The organism is Ramlibacter sp. AN1133, assembly GCF_037890035.1.
Lineage (GTDB): Bacteria > Pseudomonadota > Gammaproteobacteria > Burkholderiales > Burkholderiaceae_C > Ramlibacter.
The window spans coordinates 76505-92545 of the sequence record NZ_JBBKTQ010000013.1 but is presented as its reverse complement, the minus strand read 5'-3'; the positions used below and the strand labels follow the sequence as shown (position 1 = coordinate 92545).

Sequence of the window (16041 nt, the reverse complement as noted above, 5' to 3'; positions counted from 1 at the left end):
GCCATGGACATGACTCCGCACTTTCCGATCTACATGGACTACGGCGCGACGACGCCGGTCGACCCGCGCGTGGTCGACGCCATGGTCCCCTGGCTGCGCGAGCATTTCGGCAACCCGGCTTCGCGCAGCCATGCGTGGGGCTGGGAGGCCGAAGAGGCGGTGGAGAAGGCGCGCCAGCAGGTCGCCGACCTGATCGGGGCGGATGCGCGCGAGATCGTCTGGACCTCGGGCGCCACCGAGTCGAACAACCTCGCGCTCAAGGGGGCCGCGCACTTCTACAAGACGCGCGGCAAGCACCTGATCACGGTGAAGACCGAGCACAAGGCGGTGCTCGACACCACGCGCGAACTCGAGCGCCAGGGCTTCGAGGTGACCTACCTCGACGTGCAGGAAGACGGCATGCTGGACCTGGAGAAATTCAGGGCCGCGATCCGTCCCGACACGATCCTCGCCTCGGTGATGTTCGTGAACAACGAGATCGGCGTGATCCAGGACATCCCCGCCCTCGGCGCGATCTGCCGGGAAAAGGGCGTGCTGTTCCACGTCGACGCGGCGCAGGCCACCGGCAAGACGCCGATCGACCTGGCGAAGCTGCCGGTCGACCTGATGAGCCTGGCCTCGCACAAGACCTACGGCCCCAAGGGCATCGGCGCGCTGTACGTGCGCCGCAAGCCGCGCGTGCGCCTGGAAGCCCAGATGCACGGCGGCGGGCACGAGCGCGGCATGCGCTCGGGCACGCTCCCCACCCACCAGATCGTGGGCATGGGCGAGGCCTTCCGCATCGCGAAGGAAGAGATGCAGAAGGACCTGGAGCACGTGCGCGCGCTGCAGAAGCGCCTGCTGGACGGCCTGAACGACATCGAACAGGTCTTCATCAACGGCAACCTGGAGCACCGGGTGCCGCACAACCTGAACATGAGCTTCAACTTCGTCGAAGGCGAGTCGCTGATCATGGGCATCAAGGGCATCGCGGTGTCGTCGGGCTCGGCCTGCACGTCCGCGTCGCTGGAACCCAGCTACGTGCTGCGCGCCCTGGGCCGCAGCGACGAACTGGCGCACAGCAGCCTGCGCATGACCATCGGCCGCTTCACGACCGAAGAGGAAATCGATTACGCGGTGTCGACGATCCGGCAGAACGTCGCCAAGCTGCGCGAGCTGAGCCCGCTGTGGGAGATGTACCAGGACGGCATCGACATCAGCACCATCCAGTGGTCGGCTCACTGACCAAGGTATACCAGGAGTACGAACATGGCCTATTCCGAGAAAGTCGTCGAACATTACGAGAACCCCCGCAACGTCGGTTCGTTCGCGAAGGGCGATGAGGATGTCGGCACCGGCATGGTGGGCGCGCCCGCCTGCGGCGACGTGATGAAGCTGCAGATCAAGGTCAACCCGGCCACCGGGGTGATCGAGGACGCGCGCTTCAAGACCTACGGCTGTGGCTCGGCCATCGCCTCCAGCTCGCTCGTGACCGAATGGGTCAAGGGCAAGACGCTGGACCAGGCCGCGTCGATCAAGAACAGCCAGATCGCCGAGGAACTGGCGCTGCCGCCGGTGAAGATCCACTGCTCCATCCTCGCCGAGGACGCGATCAAGGCCGCCGTCGAGGACTACAAGAAGAAGCACGCAAATTGAACATGGCCGTCACGCTCACTGAAGCCGCGGCTCGGCACGTGACCCGCTACCTTGCCAAGCGCGGCAAGGGCGTGGGCGTGCGGCTCGGCGTCAAGACCACCGGTTGCTCGGGGCTCGCGTACAAGCTGGAATACGTCGACGAGGTGGCACCGGAAGACCTCGTCTTCGAGAACCACGGCGTGAAGCTGCTGGTGGACCCGAAGAGCCTGGCGTACATCGACGGCACCGAGCTGGATTTCGTGCGCGAGGGCCTCAACGAGGGCTTCCGCTTCAACAACCCCAACGAACGGGATCGCTGCGGATGCGGAGAATCCTTCAGAGTGTGACCCACCCCCGAAGCGCCTGCGGCGCCTCCCCCTCGAGGGGGCGCCACCAGCGGCCCGGCAAAGCCGGTTCGGCGGTGGCACTGGGTTGGAGCCGCCGGATGGCGGCTTTTTATTGCGAATGATGGACCTGAGTACCAGCGACTTCGAACTCTTCGGCCTGCCGCAGCGCTTCGCGCAGGAGCGCTCGGAGATCGACGCGCGCTGGAAGGAACTGCAGCGGGGAGCCCACCCCGACAAGTTCGCGGCCCAGGGCGCGGCGGCGCAGCGCGTGGCGCTGCAGTGGTCGGTGCGCATCAACGAGGCCTACCAGCGCCTGAAGGATCCCCTCAGGCGCGCGGCCTACCTCTGCGAGCTGGCGGGCGCCCCGATCGACGCGCACAGCAACACCGCCATGCCGGGCGACTTCCTCATGGAGCAGATGGACTGGCGCGAGGCGCTCGACGAGGCCGACAGCGAGGACGAGCTCGACGCGCTGTCCGAACGCGTGACGAGCCGCCGCCGCGCCATGCTGGCCCGCATCGCCGAACTGCTGGACGTCGAGCGCGACCCGCGCGGTGCGGCACAGCAGGTCAGAGCCCTCATGTTCATCGAGCGCTTTGCCGAGGACGTCGAGGGGCGGCTCGCGCAACTGGGACAATAGCGGGTTCACCGCACAAGCCATGTCCCTGCTGCAGATCTCCGAACCCGGCGCCTCGCCCGATCCCCACCAGCGCCGCATCGCCGTCGGCATCGACCTCGGCACCACCCATTCGCTGGTCGCCTCGGTGCGCCACGGCGTCGCCGAATGCCTGCCGGACGCGCAGGGCCGCGTCATCGTGCCTTCCGTGGTGCGCTACCTGGGCGAAGGCCGCCGGCAGATCGGCTGGGACGCCATCGCCGCGCACGCCGAGGACCCCGAGAACACGATCGCCTCGGTCAAGCGCTTCATGGGCCGCGGCCTGGCGGACGTCGCCAATCGCGAGAAGCTGCCGTACCAGTTCCTCGACGAGCCGGGCATGGTGAAGCTGCAGACCCGCGAAGGCCCCAAGTCGCCGGTGGAAGTCAGCGCCGAGATCCTGGCCACCCTGCGCTTTCGCGCCGAGGACACCTTCAACGAAGACCTGTACGGCGCCGTGATCACGGTGCCGGCCTACTTCGACGAGGCGCAGCGCCAGGCCACCAAGGACGCCGCGCAACTGGCCGGCCTGAACGTGCTGCGCCTGATCAACGAGCCCACCGCGGCCGCCATCGCCTACGGGTTGGACAACGGCAGCGAAGGCCTCTACGCCGTCTACGACCTGGGCGGCGGCACCTTCGACATCTCCATCCTGCGGCTGTCGCGGGGCGTGTTCGAGGTGGTCTCCACCGGCGGCGATTCGGCGCTGGGCGGCGACGACTACGACCGCGCGCTGGCGGACTGGCTGCAGCAGCAGTCGGGGCTGGTGGCCGGCTCCTCGGCGGAGAAAGCCTCGATCAAGATGCTGGCGCGGCAGGTGAAGGAACGGCTGTCGGACGAGGAAGCGGTGGATGTGCCGCTGGCGCTCGGCGGCCGCAGCGCGCAGGTGCGCGTGACGCGGACTGCCTTCGAATCGATCACGAAGGAGCTCACGGCGCGCACGCTGACGGCGGTGCGCAAGGCCGTGCGCGACGCGAAGGTGCAGCGCGACGAGGTCAAGGGCGTGGTGATGGTGGGCGGCTCCACGCGCATGCCGCAGGTGCGCCGTGCGGTGGCCGAGTTGTTCGGCACCGAGCCGCTGATCAACCTGAACCCCGACGAAGTGGTGGCGCTGGGCGCCGCCATCCAGGCCAACCAGCTGGCCGGCAACAACCCGCAGGGCGAGCTGCTGCTGCTGGACGTGATCCCGCTGTCGCTGGGCATCGAGACCATGGGCGGGCTGGTGGAGCGCATCGTGCCGCGCAACGAGACGATCCCCACCGCGAAGGCGCAGGACTTCACGACCTTCAAGGACGGCCAGACGGCGATGGCGATCCACGTGGTGCAGGGCGAGCGCGACCTCGTGGCCGACTGCCGCAGCCTGGCGCGCTTCGAGCTGCGCGGCATCCCGCCGATGGCGGCCGGTGCGGCGCGCATCCGCGTCACCTTCACGATCGACGCCGACGGCCTGCTGAACGTGTCCGCGCGCGAGCAGGGCAGCGGCGTCGAGGCGCGCATCGAGGTGAAGCCCTCCTACGGCCTGTCCGACGACGAGATCGCGCGCATGCTGCGCGAGAGCTTCACGACCGCCGAGGCCGACATGAAGGCGCGGGCGCTGACCGAGGCGCGCGTGGACGCCGAGCGCATGCTGCTGGCCACCCAGAGCGCGCTCGATGCCGACGGCCAGCTGCTGGAGGCCCAGGAGCGCCAGGCGATCGAGGAACTCATGGCCTCGCTGCGCGCGACCGCCGAGGCCAGCAACGATGCCGGCGTGGTCGAGGCCGCGGTGCAGGCGCTGGCCAAGGGCACGGAGGCCTTTGCCGCCGAGCGCATGAACGAAGGCATCCGCAAGGCCCTTGCAGGACGCAAGCTGGAATCCATCTGAGGGGGATCACCGCACCACTTATGCCCACCATCAAGATCCTGCCCCATCCCGAGTACTGCCCCAACGGCGCGGAAGTGAAAGCGCCCGCCGGCACCTCGATCTGCGAAGCGCTCCTGGACAACGGCATCGAGATCGAGCATGCCTGCGACATGAGCTGCGCCTGCACGACCTGCCACTGCATCGTGCGCGAGGGCTTCGAGTCGCTCAACGAGATGGACGAGAACGAGGAAGACATGCTGGACCGGGCCTGGGGCCTGGAAGCGAACTCGCGCCTGTCGTGCCAGGCGATCCTGGCGCAGAAGGACCTCGTGGTGGAGATCCCGAAGTACTCGATCAACCACGCCAAGGAAAAGCACTGACGCTGGGGTTCCGGCGCTTCGCGCGTCACCAACAGCCTACCGGCGCAGCCCCGGATCGTAGGCTGGCGGTGGAGCGAAGCGAAACCCCAGCGTTTGTTGAAGCTCCACGTGCTGATCACGAATACTGCTTGCCGCGCTCCAGCAGCTCCGCAGTCCCGATCAGGGCATTGATCCCCTCGAAATCCAGCATCTCCCCCCTGAGCGCCGCGGTCGTCCCGTCCTTCTGCAAGGTCCCGTAGTACCGCTGCAGCGTGTGCGCCACCGCCCGCGCCGTGCCGCCCGGGAAGATCACGATCCGGAAGCCGATCGCGCCCAGTTCCTGCGCGCTCAGCACCGGCGTCTTGCCGCCTTCCACCATGTTCGCGAGCAGCGGCACGCGCTGCGCGAAGCGGTCGCAGGCCGCGTGCATCTGCTCCGGCGAGCGCAGCGCCTCGATGAAGAGCGCGTCCACGCCGCAGGCGAGGTAGGCCTCGGCCCGCTCCAGCGCCGCCTCCAGCCCTTCCACCGCCACCGCATCCGTGCGCGCCAGGACCAGGGTCTGAGCGTCGCGCCGCGCATCCAGCGCCGCCCGCAGCTTGCCGCACATCTCCGCCTGCGCGATCACCGTCTTGCCGTCCAGGTGCCCGCAGCGCTTGGGAAAGCCCTGGTCCTCCAGCTGGATCATCGCGGCGCCCGCGCGCTCGAAATCGCGCACCGTGCGCTGCACGTTCAGCGCGTTGCCGAAGCCGGTGTCGCCGTCGACGATCACCGGGAGCGCCACGCGGTCCGTGATGTGCGCCAGCGTCTGCGCGACTTCCGTCGCCGTCGTCAGGCCGATGTCGGAGCGCGCGAGGCGCGTGTACGCGATGGAGGCACCGGACAGGTACAGCGCCTCGAAGCCGGCCTGCTCGGCCACCAGCGCGCTGAGGGCGTCGTAGACGCCGGGGGCCAGCAGCGGCTGCGGCCGCGCGAGCAGGGATTTCAAGGTGGAAGCCATGGACTACCTTCGTGAAGCAAGCTGCGCGGCGGCCGTGTGGCCGGCGATCCAGCCGCCGGCCACGGCGCTGAGCAGCCCGTTGCCGGAAAGATAACCCCACACCGCATTGCCGCTGACGCCGCGCGCCGCGCCGCCGGCGGCCAGCAGGTTGGGGAACACGGAGCCGTCGGTGCGCCGCACGCGGCATGCCCCGTCGATGTCCAGCCCGCCCTGGGTGTGGAAGAGGGCGCCGGTGACGCGCACCGCATGGAAGGGCGGCCCGAAGCGCGCGATCTCCGCCGGCGGCGCCGCGGCCTCGCAGCCGATGATGCGCGCCAGCGCCGCGCCGTCGGCCGCGGTGCGCAGCGCGCCGGCGGCCTCGGCCGCCCGGAAATCCGGGAACTCGCGCGCGAGCGCGAGCTGCGCGTCGCCGAACACGTTCCACGCGATCCCGCCCGGCTGCGCCAGCACGTCCACCGCCGCTTCCGAATAGCCCTGGGTCTCGTCGTGGAAGCGCTCGCCGCGCGCATTGAGCTGCACGCCGCCCTCCATCATCACCGCCCAGGTCATGAGCGCGCCCTGCGGCACCACCCAGGAGCCGTGGCCCTGGTAGCCGCCGAGGTCCGCGAGCGCTGCCCCGAGCTGCCGGCCCCACAGGATCGCGCTGCCGTCGTTGCCCGTGTGGCCGGCGAAGATCGCGTCGCGCATCTCCGGCAGCAGGTCGCGCACCAGTTGCGGATTGCCGCCGAAGCCGTTGCAGGCGAGCAGGAGCACGTCGCAGGCGATGCGCTCGATGGTGCCGCCGGGACGCTCCACGCCGACGCCGAGGATGCGGTCCTGCGGGTCGGCCCAGAGCTCGGTCACGCGGGCGGAGGCCAGGAGGTCCGCGCCGTCGCTGTTCGCCGCCTCCAGCAGCGCCGCGACGAGCGCCGCGCCGGTGCGCTGCGGCAGGCTGTGCATGCGGTGCACGCCGTGGCCCGGATAGAGGAAGTTCGTGAGCACCTCGAAACGCAGCCCGCGCGCCGCCAGCGCATCGAGTGCAGGGGCCGCGGCCCGCGTGTACGCCTCCACGAGGTGCGCCGCCGCCGCGCCGCGCGACTTGTGCTGGATGTCCTGCGCGAAGCGCTGCGGATCGTCGTCGATCCCGAGCGCGCGCTGCACCTGCGTGCCGGCCGCCGGGATGAAGCCCGAGGACAGCGCGGTCGACCCGCTGGGTGACGCATCGCGTTCCAGCAGCACGCACTCGAGGCCGGCCGCCCGCAGCGCGATGGCCGCCACCAGCCCGCACGCACCGGCGCCGACGATGGCCACCGGCACGTGCACCGGCGCGTCCATCCGAGCGGCGCGCACCACGCGCGGCGACGCGTCCATCAGGCCGTCGGCCGGAACAGGTACTGGCCGCGCGGGGCACCGATCACGCCGCGGTCGCTGGCGTAGATCTGCTCGCCGCGCAGCCAGGTCGATTCGACGCGCGCCGACAGTTCGATCCCCTCGAAGGGCGTGTAGCCCTGCGTCGAGGGCGAGTCCTGCGCGCGGACCGTCCACGTCTTGGCGGGATCGACCAGCGCCAGGTCGGCGTCGTAGCCCTCCGCGATGTCGCCCTTGCGGTTCAGGCCGAAGCGCTGCGCCGGCGCCCAGCTCGTCACGCGGGCCATGTGGTTGTAGCCCATGCCGCGCCGCGTGCCTTCGCTCACCAGCGCCGGCAGCAGGTATTCGGTGCCGCCGAAGCCGCTCTTGGCCATCCAGATGTTGCCGAAGTAGTGCCTGGGGATCTTGCTTTCGTGGCGGCAGCACGCATGGTCGGACACCACCCAGTCCAGCTCGCCGGCGAGCAGCGCCTGCCACAGGAACTCCACGTCCTCGCGCGGGCGGATCGGCGGGTTGACCTTCGCCAGTTCCGCGGCGGGCGAATGGATGTCCAGCATCAGGTGCCCGATCGTCACCTCGCGCCGGAAGTCGATGTGCGGGAACGTGTCGGCCATCATCAGCGCCGCCTGCACCGCCTTGCGCGAACTCAGGTGCAGCAGGTTGACGTTCGGCAGCGCCGTCTCGTGCGCGAGGTAGCTGGCGATGAACACGGCCAGGCCCTCGGAGTGCTGCGGCCGCGAGGCACTGTAGGCGGCCAGGCCCTTGAGCGATGCGTCCTTCTCCACGATCTTCGTGTAGGCGGTCATGATCTCCGCCGTCTCGCAATGCAGCGACAGCGAGATCTGGTGCGCCCGTTCGGGGAAGCGCTCGCGTGCCGCCTGCACGCCCCGCATGATGAATTCGAAGTGCGCGTAGTCGTAGCGCTGGTCTTCGCCGATCATCAGGAACTGCCGCTGCGAATCGCTGGCGCCGTGCAGGCCGTGCGAGCCGTAGAACATGAAGATCTTGAAGCTCGCCACGCCGAACTTCTCGACCAGCATCGGGATCTCGGCTATGTGCGTGGCGTCCATCGGCGCGAGGTGGTAGCCGTAGTCCACGTGGAAGCGGTCCTTCGAGGTCTCCAGCACCTCGGGGAAGAAGTCGGCGTAGGGCCCGCCCTTGTTCAGGTAGTACTGGCCGGTGCGGAAGTAGTTCAGGCTGGAGGTCACGCCGCCCATGGCAGCCGCCTTCGACTCGCTCACGGCATCCTCCGCCAGCGGCGAGTAGATGCCGCTGTGCATGTGGGCATCGACCACGCCGGGGAAGGCCAGCAGGCCGCGGCCATCTTCCACCTGCGTGGCCTGCAGGGGGTCGATGCCGGGGGCCACGCGGGCGAACTTGCCGTCGCGGATCCCGATGTCGGATGTGTGCACCACGTTGCCGTGCGGTCGCACCACGCGCACGTTGCGGATCAACAGGTCGTAGGGCGGGCTGGTCATGGGCAGGGCCTCCTCTCGAAGCGGCGTTTCAGCTGGTTCAGCAGGCCCCCTGCCTCGACCATCTCGAGCAGGAAGCCGGGAATGGGATCGGCGCGCAGCACCGTGCCGTCGGCGCGGGTGACGGTGCCCGCGCGGGCATCGAAGGCGATCCGCTCGCCTTCCGCGATGGCCTCGCAGCCGCCGCACGTGAGCAGCAGCAGCCCCAGGTTGAAGGCGTTGCGGAAGAAGAGGCCCGAATACGAGGGCGCGATCACGGCGGCCACGCCCAGGTGGCGCAGCGCGTCCGCGGCCTGCTCGCGCGAGGAGCCGATGCCGAAGTTGGCGCCGGCCACCACGACGTCGCCCGGCTGGACGCCCGCGGCGAAATCGGGACGCATCGCCTCCAGGCAATGCCGGGCGATGACCTCGATGCCGTGCTGCATCCACGCGCCCGGCGCCAGCGCATCGGTGTCCACGTCGGCGCCGAGCTTCCACACGCGGTGCGTCGCGGTCATGCGAGCACCTCCCGCGGGTCGGCGATGCACCCCGCGACCGCGGAGGCGGCCACCGTGTACGCAGAGGCGAGGTACACCCGCGTGCTGGGCGGCCCCATGCGGCCCTTGAAGTTGCGCGCGGTGCTGGAGATCACGGTTTCGTCGGCGGCGAAGCTGTCGCCGTAGCCCGCGCACACGCCGCAGGCACTGGGCAGCATCTGCGCACCGGCCTGGCGCAGCACTTCGAGGACGCCTTCGCGCTCGGCTTCGTCGCGGTCCTCGTGGCTGGCGGGCGCGACCAGCAGGCGCACGCCGCGCGCCACGCGGCGGCCGCGCAGGACTTCGGCGGCGAAGCGCAAGTCCTGAAGCTTGGCGCCCGTGCAGGCGCCGATGTAGGCCGCCTGGATCGCCGTGCCGGCGAAGTCCCCCGCCGGGCCCGCGTTGGCGGGGCTGAAGGGCGCGGCCACCTGCGGCGCGAGCGCGGACGCATCGAAGCCGTGCTCCTCGTCCGCCGAGCCCTCGTCGGAAGACCAGGGCGCGAAATCCACGCCCGGCGCGCCGTGCGCTTCCAGCCACTCCTGCGTGACCTCGTCCGGCGCCACCAGCCCCACCTGCGCGCCCAGCTCCGCGCTCATGTTGGCGAGCGTCATGCGCTCGGGCATCGCCAGTTCGCGCACGGCCTCGCCCGCGTATTCCACCGCCTGGTAACGCCCGCCGTTCATGCCGAAGCGGCCGATCATGGCCAGCATCATGTCCTTGGCGGAGACGCCCGGGGGCAGCCGTTGGTCCCATCGCATGCGGATCGTCTGCGGCACCTGCACCCAGAGCTCGCCGGTGGTCACCACGCCCAGCATCTCGGTCGCGCCGATGCCGAACATGTAGGCCCCGAAGGCACCGCCGGTGGGCGAATGCGAATCGCCGCCCACGCAGAACATGCCGGGGCGGATGTGCCCGTGCTGCGGCACCACCACGTGGCAGATGCCGATCGAGTCGTACACGTGCGGCAGGTCCTGCTCGCGGGCCCATTCGCGGGCGATGCGCACGATGCGCCGTGCGTCCTCGTTGCGCTCGGGGACGTAGTGGTCCATCACGAGCACCACTTTCGACTTGTCCCAGATCGCCGCGCCCAGTTGCTGCAGCATCGGCGCCAGGCGCCGCGGGCCGGAGGAATCGTGGAACATCGCGAGATCGACCTGGCAGGTCACGATCTCGCCGGGCGTGACGCGCTCGCGCCCGGCGGCGCGCGCGATCAGCTTGCAGGCCAGCGACATGGACATGGCCGGAACCTATTCGGGCTTGGCGCCGGAGTACTTCACGACCTTGCCCCAGCGCGCGATCTCCTCGTGCACGAAGCGGGCGAATTCGTCCGGCGCGTTGCCCACCGGCGCGGCACCCTCGTTCTCGATGCGCTTCTTCACCTCCGGCGTCGCGATGGCCTGGCGCGCCGCATCGCTCATGCGCCGGACCAGTTCCGGCGGCATGCGGGCCGGCCCGAACAGGCCGAACCAGGCGCTGGACTGGTAGCCGGGCAGCACCTCCGCGATGGCGGGAACGTCGGGAAAGGCCGGCAGGCGCCTCGGGCTGGTCACGCCCAGCGCCTTGAGCTTGCCGGCGCGGACGTGCTGCTGCGCGTTGCCGACGTTGGCGAACATCATCTCCACCTGGCCGGCCAGCACGTCCTGGATCGCCGGCGCCGTCCCCTTGTACGGGATGTTCACGATGTAGGTGCCCGACATCATCTTGAACGCCTCGCCCGCCAGGTGCACGGAGGAGCCGAGCGCGCCGATGGCGAAATTGAGCTTGCCGGGCCCCGACTTCGCCAGCGCGATCAGTTCGCGCAGGTTGTTCGCGGGCAGCGAGGGATTCGCCACCAGCAGCGCGGGCGTGGTCGAGACCATCGTGAGCGGCGTGAAGTCCTTTTCCGGATCGAAGGGCAGGCTCGGATAGAGGCTGGCGTTGATCGCGTGGCTGGTGAAGCTCATGAGCAGGGTGTTCCCGTCCGGCGGCGACTTGGCCACGAGGTCTGCCGCGATGTTGCCGCCCGCGCCGGGGCGGTTCTCCACGACCACCACGCGCCCGAGGGAGCGCCCGAGTTCGGCGGCGAGCGCGCGCGCCATGGTGTCGGTGGTGCCGCCCGCAGGCGCCCCCACGAGGATGCGCACGGGCTGCTGCGTGCCCTGCGCGTGCACGCCGCAAGCGGCGAGACCTGCTGCCAGGAGCAGGCCGCGCCGCGTGAATCGAAACTTGTCCATGTCCATCACACTCCCAGGTACGCCTGGCGCAGGCGGTCGGTCGCGAGCAGTTCCTCGCCGGTGCCGGAAAACTGGATCGCGCCGTTCTCCAGCACGTAGGCGCGCTGCGCGATTTCCAGCGACTGCGCCACGTTCTGTTCCACCAGCAGGATGGCGAGGCCCTGCGCGTGCAGTTGCGCCACCAGTCCGAACAGCTCCTCGACGAGGAGCGGCGACAGGCCCAGCGAAGGCTCGTCGAGGATCAGCAGCCGCGGCTCGCCCATCAGCCCGCGGCCGATAGCGAGCATCTGCTGCTCGCCGCCGCTCATGGTACCGGCGAGCTGCGTCGTGCGTTCCTTCAGGCGCGGGAAGATCTCGTATACCCGCTGCAGGTTGGTCGCGCGATGCGCCCGCGCCCGCGCGAAGGAGCCGAGCTCCAGGTTTTCCAGCACCGACAGGTTCGGAAAGATGCGCCGGCCTTCGGGCACGTGGATCAGCCCCTGCGCGACCACGTCGCGGTAGTGGGCGCGCGTGATATCGCGGCCCTCGAAGCGGATGCTGCCGCCGCGCGCCGGCACCAGCGCGCTCACCGTCTGGTTGAAGGTCGTCTTGCCCGCGCCATTGCTTCCAAGCAGGGCCACGATCTCGCCCGGCGCGATGTCGAGGTCGATGCCGCGCAGCACTTCCACGGCACCATAGCCGCTGCGCAGGCCGCGCACGGACAGCAGGGACTCGTTCATGGTGCTGCCCTCGCCGCGAGCCTGCGCGCCGTGCCGTGCCCCAGGTAGGCCTCGATCACCTGCGGATCGCGCGTGACCTCGCCCGGCGTGCCGGAGGCGATGAGGCGTCCCTGTGCCAGCACCCAGACGTGCTGCGCCAGGTTCATCACCGCCTGCATCACGTGCTCGATCATCAGGATCGTGATGCCCCCGGCGGCGATCTCGCGCAGCACCGGCACCATCTCGCCGACTTCCTGCGGATTCAGCCCCGCGAGCACTTCGTCGAGCAGCAGCAGGCGCGGGCGCGTGGCCAGCGCGCGCGCCAGTTCCAGCCGCTTGCGGCCGGCCACGGTGAGCTCGCCGGCGGGCTTGTCCAGCTGGGAGGCCAGGCCGAGGCGCTGCGCGACGGCCTCGGCCCGCGCGAGGGCCTCGCGCCGCCCCGGGCAATGCAGGTGCGCGCCGACGGCGATGTTCTCGCGCACCGTCTGCGCGGCGAAGGGCTGCACGACCTGGAAGGTGCGCGTCATGCCCCGGCGTGCGTTCAGGTGCGGGGGCACGCCGGAGATGTCCGTCCCGTCGAAGGCCACCGAGCCTGCATCCGGCCGCAGGAATCCGGAGACGAGCGCGAAGAGCGTGGTCTTGCCGGCGCCGTTGGGTCCGATCAAGGCTCCGAGCATGCCCGCCGGCAGGTCCAGCGACACGTCCTGCACGGCGGCCAGTCCGCCGAAGGACTTCGACACGCCCTGCACGCTCAGGAGCGCGCTAGCCATCGGCTTGCTCCCGCACCGCGGCCGGTGCCGTCGCGCCGGCCCACAGGCCGCGCACCGAGCGCCCCAGCCCCAGCAGCCCGCGCGGCGCGAACATCACGATCAGGATCAGCACCGCGCCGTAGATGATCATGTTGATCCCCGGCAGCGCGCCGAACAGGTTGCGCGTGAGGTCGCCCAGCAGGTGCAGCACGATCGCACCGAGCACCGGCCCCCACAAGGTGCCCAGGCCGCCGACGATCGCCGCCACCAGCGCCTCCACCGAGGTGTGCGGGCCGTAGGCGATGCCGGGGTCGATGTACTGGAACACCTGCACGTAGAACGCGCCGGCGGCGCCCATCAGCGCGCCGGACAGGCCGATGGCGCCCAGCTTGACGCGGAAGGGATCGACGCCGATCGCGCGGGCCGCGTCCTCGTTGTCGCGCACCGCCTGCAGCCAGGCGCCGAAGCGCGAATGGCGCAGCCAGCTCGTGACGAGCAGGCCCGCGACGACCAGCGCCAGGGCGAGCACCACGTAGCCGCGCCGGTCGGCGAACTGCATGTTGGCCGTGCCTTCCTTCAGCGGCACCATCAGGCCCACGCCCGCGCCGGTGAAGGGCACCGACAGCGACACGATGCGGAACACCTCCGCGAACGCGAGCGTCACCAGCGCGAAGTACGAGCCCTTGAGGCCGTAGCGGAAGGAGAGGGCGCCGAAGAAGAGTCCCACGAGGGCCGCCGCCGCGATGGCCAGCGGCAGCGCGAGCCAGGGATTGATGCCGCCCTGCACCTGCGCGATGGCCTGCGCATAGGCGCCGGTGCCGAAGAAGAGGGCATGGCCGAAGGAGAACTGGCCGCCGTAGCCCCCCAGCAGGTTCCAGGCGATGGCCATCAGCGCGCCGTACAGCGCCATCATGGCGAGGTTCAGCACGACGCCGGAGCGCGCTGTCAGCGCCAGCAACAGGACGGCCACCGCGAACATCGCGATCTGGATCAAATCCCGCCGGGCGCTCATCGTGCCCCCACGCTTGTCACTTCGTGTACTGCGCTGCCCCCCGAGGGGGCCTTCGCGTCTTGGGGCGGCCCGGCGACGCTCATGCCTTGGCCCCGAACAGCCCCTGCGGCCGGAATAGCAGCACCGCGATGAACAGCAGGAAGATCCCGATCTGCCCCAGCGACTCGCCGAACCACAGGCCGCCCAGCGATTCCACCACGCCCACGAGGAGCCCGCCCAGGAGCGCCCCGGCGAAGCTGCCCATGCCACCCAGCACCACGATGGTGAAGGCCACCAGCACGAAGCCGTTGCCCACCTGCGGGTTCACGTAGTACGCCGGCAGCAGGAAGCAGGCTGCCGCGCCCAGGCAGGCCAGGCCGATGCCGAAGCTCATGGCGTACACGTGGTCCACGTCGATGCCCACCAGCCGCGCGCCGTGCTTCTCCCTGGCCACGGCGCGGATCGCGCGCCCGAGCTCGGTGCGCCGCACGATCCACAGCAGCAGGGCCGACACGACCAGCGCGCCGAAGAAGGCCACCACCTTGGGCACCGAGATCGCGGCCGGCCCGATGGCGATCGTCGACAGCGTGTAGGGCGTGTCGATGGTGCGCGTGTCCGACTTGAAAGCGAGCAGGGCGACGTTCTCCAGCACGATGGCCAGCCCCAGCGTGACCAGCAGGATGTTCTCGTCCTTGCCGTGGCTGGCGCGGGTGATGATCCCGCGCTGGATCGCATAGCCGCCCACGAACATCACGGCGGCCATCGGCACCAGCGCGAGATACGGGTCGATGCCCAGCTGCTTGAGGAAGTACACGCCGTACAGCGCCATCATCAGTGCCGCGCCGTGCGCGAAGTTGATGATGTGCAGCACCCCGTAGATCAGCGTCAGCCCCAGCGCCACCAGCGCGTACACCGCGCCGGTGGTGAGGCCGTTGAGGAACGCCGGGAACAGGATGCCGAAGTCGAACATGCAGCCTCCGCTGCCCGCCGCTCAGGCCGCCTTCAGCGGGAACACCGGCTCGGCCTCGCGGTACTCGCGCGGCACGATCACCTTGATGTCGTTGGCCAGCACCTGCGTCATGAGCGGCTGCGCACCCGTGTTCTGGCCGTTGACGAACTTCGTCGGGCCGTAAGGCAGGAAGTGGTCGGAGAACGTGCTGGTCTCCAGCGCATTGATGATCGCGGCGCGGTCGGTGGACCTGGCGCGCTCCAGCGCATCGGCCAGCAGGCGCATCGCGGTGTAGGTGAGGAACACCTCGTAGCTGTAGAACAGGTTCTTCGCCTCGGTGCGCTGCTTCAGTGCAAAGGAACGCTTGTCCTTCGGGTTGAACCAGTGGTTGCAGTCGATGATGCCGTTGGCGGCCTGCGGGAACTCCTTGACGAACTTGTAGCTGGAGGCCGCGCCGCCCAGCACCGAGTAGATCGCCTTGGGGCGCACGTTCTGCTGCTGCATCGTGCGCACCAGCAGCGCGTATTCGTTGTAGTAGTTGGCCGGGATGACGATGTCGGGATTGACCGCCTTCATCCGCAGCACGATGTTGTTGAAGTCGCGCGTCGGGTTGGCGTGCTTGATCACTTCCTTGACGTCGTAGCCGTAGCCGGGCAGCTCGCGCGCCAGCAGGTTGGCCGTGCCGGAGCCGAAGAGGGACTCCTCGTGGATGATCATCACCGTCCTGGCGGGCTTGCCGGCGGCGGTGTTGAGCACGTGCAGGTTGGCCAGCGCGATGTCCGCGCACTTCTTGTAGCCGGGCGCGAAGCGGAAGGTGTTCTTCAGCCCGCGTTCGACGATCTGGTCGGCCACGCCCACGTCCACCACGTGCGGCAGCCCGTACTTGGCCGCGGCCTGCGTGGTCGCCAGGCAGATCGCGGAGGCGTAGGCTCCCACCACGGCGCTCACGCCGGCCTCGTTCATCTTCTCGATTTCCGCCGTGCCCGCGGCGGGCGTGGACTGCGCGTCGCCCAGCAGCGGCTCGATCTTCGCGCCGCCGAGGGACTTGATGCCGCCGGCCTTGTTGATGTCGTCGATCGCCATCAGCGCGCCTTCACGGCACTGCTGGCCGGAGTAGGCGAGGGCGCCGGTCACGGGGTGCAGCACGCCGATGCGCACGGAGCGCGCCTGCGCGCCCCCCACGAGCGGGAAGGCAAGCGCCGAAGCCGCGGCGCCTGCCTGGGCGACGAAGCGGCGACGGCTGGGGAAAGCTGCGGACATTTCGTTCTCCTTGTTGCAATACCGTCCTT

17 protein-coding genes are annotated in these 16041 nt (G+C 69.8%); 6 read left to right on the top strand and 11 right to left on the bottom strand.

Translation table 11 applies throughout. The annotated features are described in order from the left end of the window. Positions 1–3 precede the first annotated feature (3 nt). The 6 genes from WG923_RS18650 to fdx all read left to right on the top strand — a co-directional run bounded on the left by WG923_RS18650 (position 4) and on the right by fdx (position 4839). On the top strand, positions 4–1224 hold the full coding sequence (locus WG923_RS18650; protein WP_340352487.1) for an IscS subfamily cysteine desulfurase: 1221 nt from the start codon (positions 4–6) through the stop codon (positions 1222–1224). Positions 1225–1248: 24 nt separating this feature from the next. Further along, the gene (iscU, locus tag WG923_RS18645; RefSeq protein WP_340352486.1) at positions 1249–1635 is read left to right on the top strand and encodes a Fe-S cluster assembly scaffold IscU; all 387 of its coding nucleotides are present in this window, start codon (positions 1249–1251) and stop codon (positions 1633–1635) included. Between the two features lie 2 nt (positions 1636–1637). After that, positions 1638–1961 carry an iron-sulfur cluster assembly protein IscA gene (gene iscA, locus WG923_RS18640; RefSeq protein WP_340352518.1) on the top strand — a complete coding sequence of 108 codons (324 nt, stop codon included), beginning with the start codon at positions 1638–1640 and terminating at the stop codon, positions 1959–1961. 121 nt (positions 1962–2082) lie between these two features. Next, a complete protein-coding gene (gene hscB / locus WG923_RS18635; RefSeq protein WP_340352517.1) occupies positions 2083–2601 on the top strand; it encodes a Fe-S protein assembly co-chaperone HscB in 519 nt (172 codons plus the stop codon). Between the two features lie 19 nt (positions 2602–2620). Next, positions 2621–4480, top strand: coding sequence for a Fe-S protein assembly chaperone HscA (gene hscA / locus WG923_RS18630; RefSeq protein ID WP_340352485.1), 1860 nt, complete (start codon positions 2621–2623; stop codon positions 4478–4480). 20 nt (positions 4481–4500) lie between these two features. Continuing rightward, positions 4501–4839, top strand: a complete 339-nt coding sequence (gene fdx, locus WG923_RS18625) for an ISC system 2Fe-2S type ferredoxin (protein WP_340352484.1) — start codon at positions 4501–4503, stop codon at positions 4837–4839. A gap of 115 nt (positions 4840–4954) precedes the next feature. Here fdx and WG923_RS18620 read toward each other — a convergent pair whose 3' ends face one another. From WG923_RS18620 to WG923_RS18570, 11 genes are all read right to left on the bottom strand, one after another. After that, on the bottom strand, positions 4955–5815 hold the full coding sequence (locus WG923_RS18620; RefSeq protein WP_340352483.1) for an isocitrate lyase/PEP mutase family protein: 861 nt from the start codon (positions 5813–5815) through the stop codon (positions 4955–4957). A gap of 3 nt (positions 5816–5818) precedes the next feature. Beyond that, positions 5819–7165, bottom strand: a complete 1347-nt coding sequence (locus WG923_RS18615) for an FAD-dependent oxidoreductase (protein WP_340352482.1) — start codon at positions 7163–7165, stop codon at positions 5819–5821. Then, positions 7165–8640 carry a dihydroorotase gene (locus WG923_RS18610; RefSeq protein ID WP_340352481.1) on the bottom strand — a complete coding sequence of 492 codons (1476 nt, stop codon included), beginning with the start codon at positions 8638–8640 and terminating at the stop codon, positions 7165–7167. The genes WG923_RS18615 and WG923_RS18610 overlap by 1 nt, the downstream gene beginning before the upstream one ends. Further along, positions 8637–9134: a LeuD/DmdB family oxidoreductase small subunit gene (locus tag WG923_RS18605; RefSeq protein ID WP_340352480.1), complete on the bottom strand. Its 498-nt coding sequence runs from the start codon at positions 9132–9134 to the stop codon at positions 8637–8639. Before WG923_RS18605 ends, WG923_RS18610 begins: the two co-directional genes overlap by 4 nt. Continuing rightward, on the bottom strand, positions 9131–10390 hold the full coding sequence (locus tag WG923_RS18600; protein ID WP_340352479.1) for a 3-isopropylmalate dehydratase large subunit: 1260 nt from the start codon (positions 10388–10390) through the stop codon (positions 9131–9133). Before WG923_RS18600 ends, WG923_RS18605 begins: the two co-directional genes overlap by 4 nt. 9 nt (positions 10391–10399) lie before the next feature. Then, on the bottom strand, positions 10400–11365 hold the full coding sequence (locus WG923_RS18595; protein ID WP_340352478.1) for a tripartite tricarboxylate transporter substrate binding protein: 966 nt from the start codon (positions 11363–11365) through the stop codon (positions 10400–10402). Between the two features lie 5 nt (positions 11366–11370). Beyond that, complete coding sequence (locus tag WG923_RS18590; protein WP_340352477.1) at positions 11371–12084, bottom strand: ABC transporter ATP-binding protein; 714 nt, start codon at positions 12082–12084, stop codon at positions 11371–11373. Next, on the bottom strand, positions 12081–12833 hold the full coding sequence (locus tag WG923_RS18585; protein WP_340352476.1) for an ABC transporter ATP-binding protein: 753 nt from the start codon (positions 12831–12833) through the stop codon (positions 12081–12083). The genes WG923_RS18590 and WG923_RS18585 overlap by 4 nt, the downstream gene beginning before the upstream one ends. Further along, a complete protein-coding gene (locus WG923_RS18580; protein WP_340352475.1) occupies positions 12826–13824 on the bottom strand; it encodes a branched-chain amino acid ABC transporter permease in 999 nt (332 codons plus the stop codon). The genes WG923_RS18585 and WG923_RS18580 overlap by 8 nt, the downstream gene beginning before the upstream one ends. A 79-nt stretch (positions 13825–13903) precedes the next feature. After that, on the bottom strand, positions 13904–14773 hold the full coding sequence (locus WG923_RS18575; protein ID WP_340352474.1) for a branched-chain amino acid ABC transporter permease: 870 nt from the start codon (positions 14771–14773) through the stop codon (positions 13904–13906). A 21-nt stretch (positions 14774–14794) separates the two neighbouring features. Next, positions 14795–16012 (bottom strand): ABC transporter substrate-binding protein, encoded by a 1218-nt coding sequence (locus WG923_RS18570; RefSeq protein WP_340352473.1) that lies wholly within the window; start codon positions 16010–16012, stop codon positions 14795–14797. Positions 16013–16041 lie beyond the last annotated feature (29 nt).

Coding starts and splice junctions, on each gene's coding strand:
- WG923_RS18650 (WP_340352487.1), top strand. CDS start 4: ATGGACATGACTCCGCACTTTCCGATCTACATGGACTACGGCGCGACG.
- iscU (WP_340352486.1), top strand. CDS start 1,249: ATGGCCTATTCCGAGAAAGTCGTCGAACATTACGAGAACCCCCGCAAC.
- iscA (WP_340352518.1), top strand. CDS start 1,638: ATGGCCGTCACGCTCACTGAAGCCGCGGCTCGGCACGTGACCCGCTAC.
- hscB (WP_340352517.1), top strand. CDS start 2,083: ATGGACCTGAGTACCAGCGACTTCGAACTCTTCGGCCTGCCGCAGCGC.
- hscA (WP_340352485.1), top strand. CDS start 2,621: ATGTCCCTGCTGCAGATCTCCGAACCCGGCGCCTCGCCCGATCCCCAC.
- fdx (WP_340352484.1), top strand. CDS start 4,501: ATGCCCACCATCAAGATCCTGCCCCATCCCGAGTACTGCCCCAACGGC.
- WG923_RS18620 (WP_340352483.1), bottom strand. CDS start 5,815: ATGGCTTCCACCTTGAAATCCCTGCTCGCGCGGCCGCAGCCGCTGCTG.
- WG923_RS18615 (WP_340352482.1), bottom strand. CDS start 7,165: ATGGACGCGTCGCCGCGCGTGGTGCGCGCCGCTCGGATGGACGCGCCG.
- WG923_RS18610 (WP_340352481.1), bottom strand. CDS start 8,640: ATGACCAGCCCGCCCTACGACCTGTTGATCCGCAACGTGCGCGTGGTG.
- WG923_RS18605 (WP_340352480.1), bottom strand. CDS start 9,134: ATGACCGCGACGCACCGCGTGTGGAAGCTCGGCGCCGACGTGGACACC.
- WG923_RS18600 (WP_340352479.1), bottom strand. CDS start 10,390: ATGTCCATGTCGCTGGCCTGCAAGCTGATCGCGCGCGCCGCCGGGCGC.
- WG923_RS18595 (WP_340352478.1), bottom strand. CDS start 11,365: ATGGACAAGTTTCGATTCACGCGGCGCGGCCTGCTCCTGGCAGCAGGT.
- WG923_RS18590 (WP_340352477.1), bottom strand. CDS start 12,084: ATGAACGAGTCCCTGCTGTCCGTGCGCGGCCTGCGCAGCGGCTATGGT.
- WG923_RS18585 (WP_340352476.1), bottom strand. CDS start 12,833: ATGGCTAGCGCGCTCCTGAGCGTGCAGGGCGTGTCGAAGTCCTTCGGC.
- WG923_RS18580 (WP_340352475.1), bottom strand. CDS start 13,824: ATGAGCGCCCGGCGGGATTTGATCCAGATCGCGATGTTCGCGGTGGCC.
- WG923_RS18575 (WP_340352474.1), bottom strand. CDS start 14,773: ATGTTCGACTTCGGCATCCTGTTCCCGGCGTTCCTCAACGGCCTCACC.
- WG923_RS18570 (WP_340352473.1), bottom strand. CDS start 16,012: ATGTCCGCAGCTTTCCCCAGCCGTCGCCGCTTCGTCGCCCAGGCAGGC.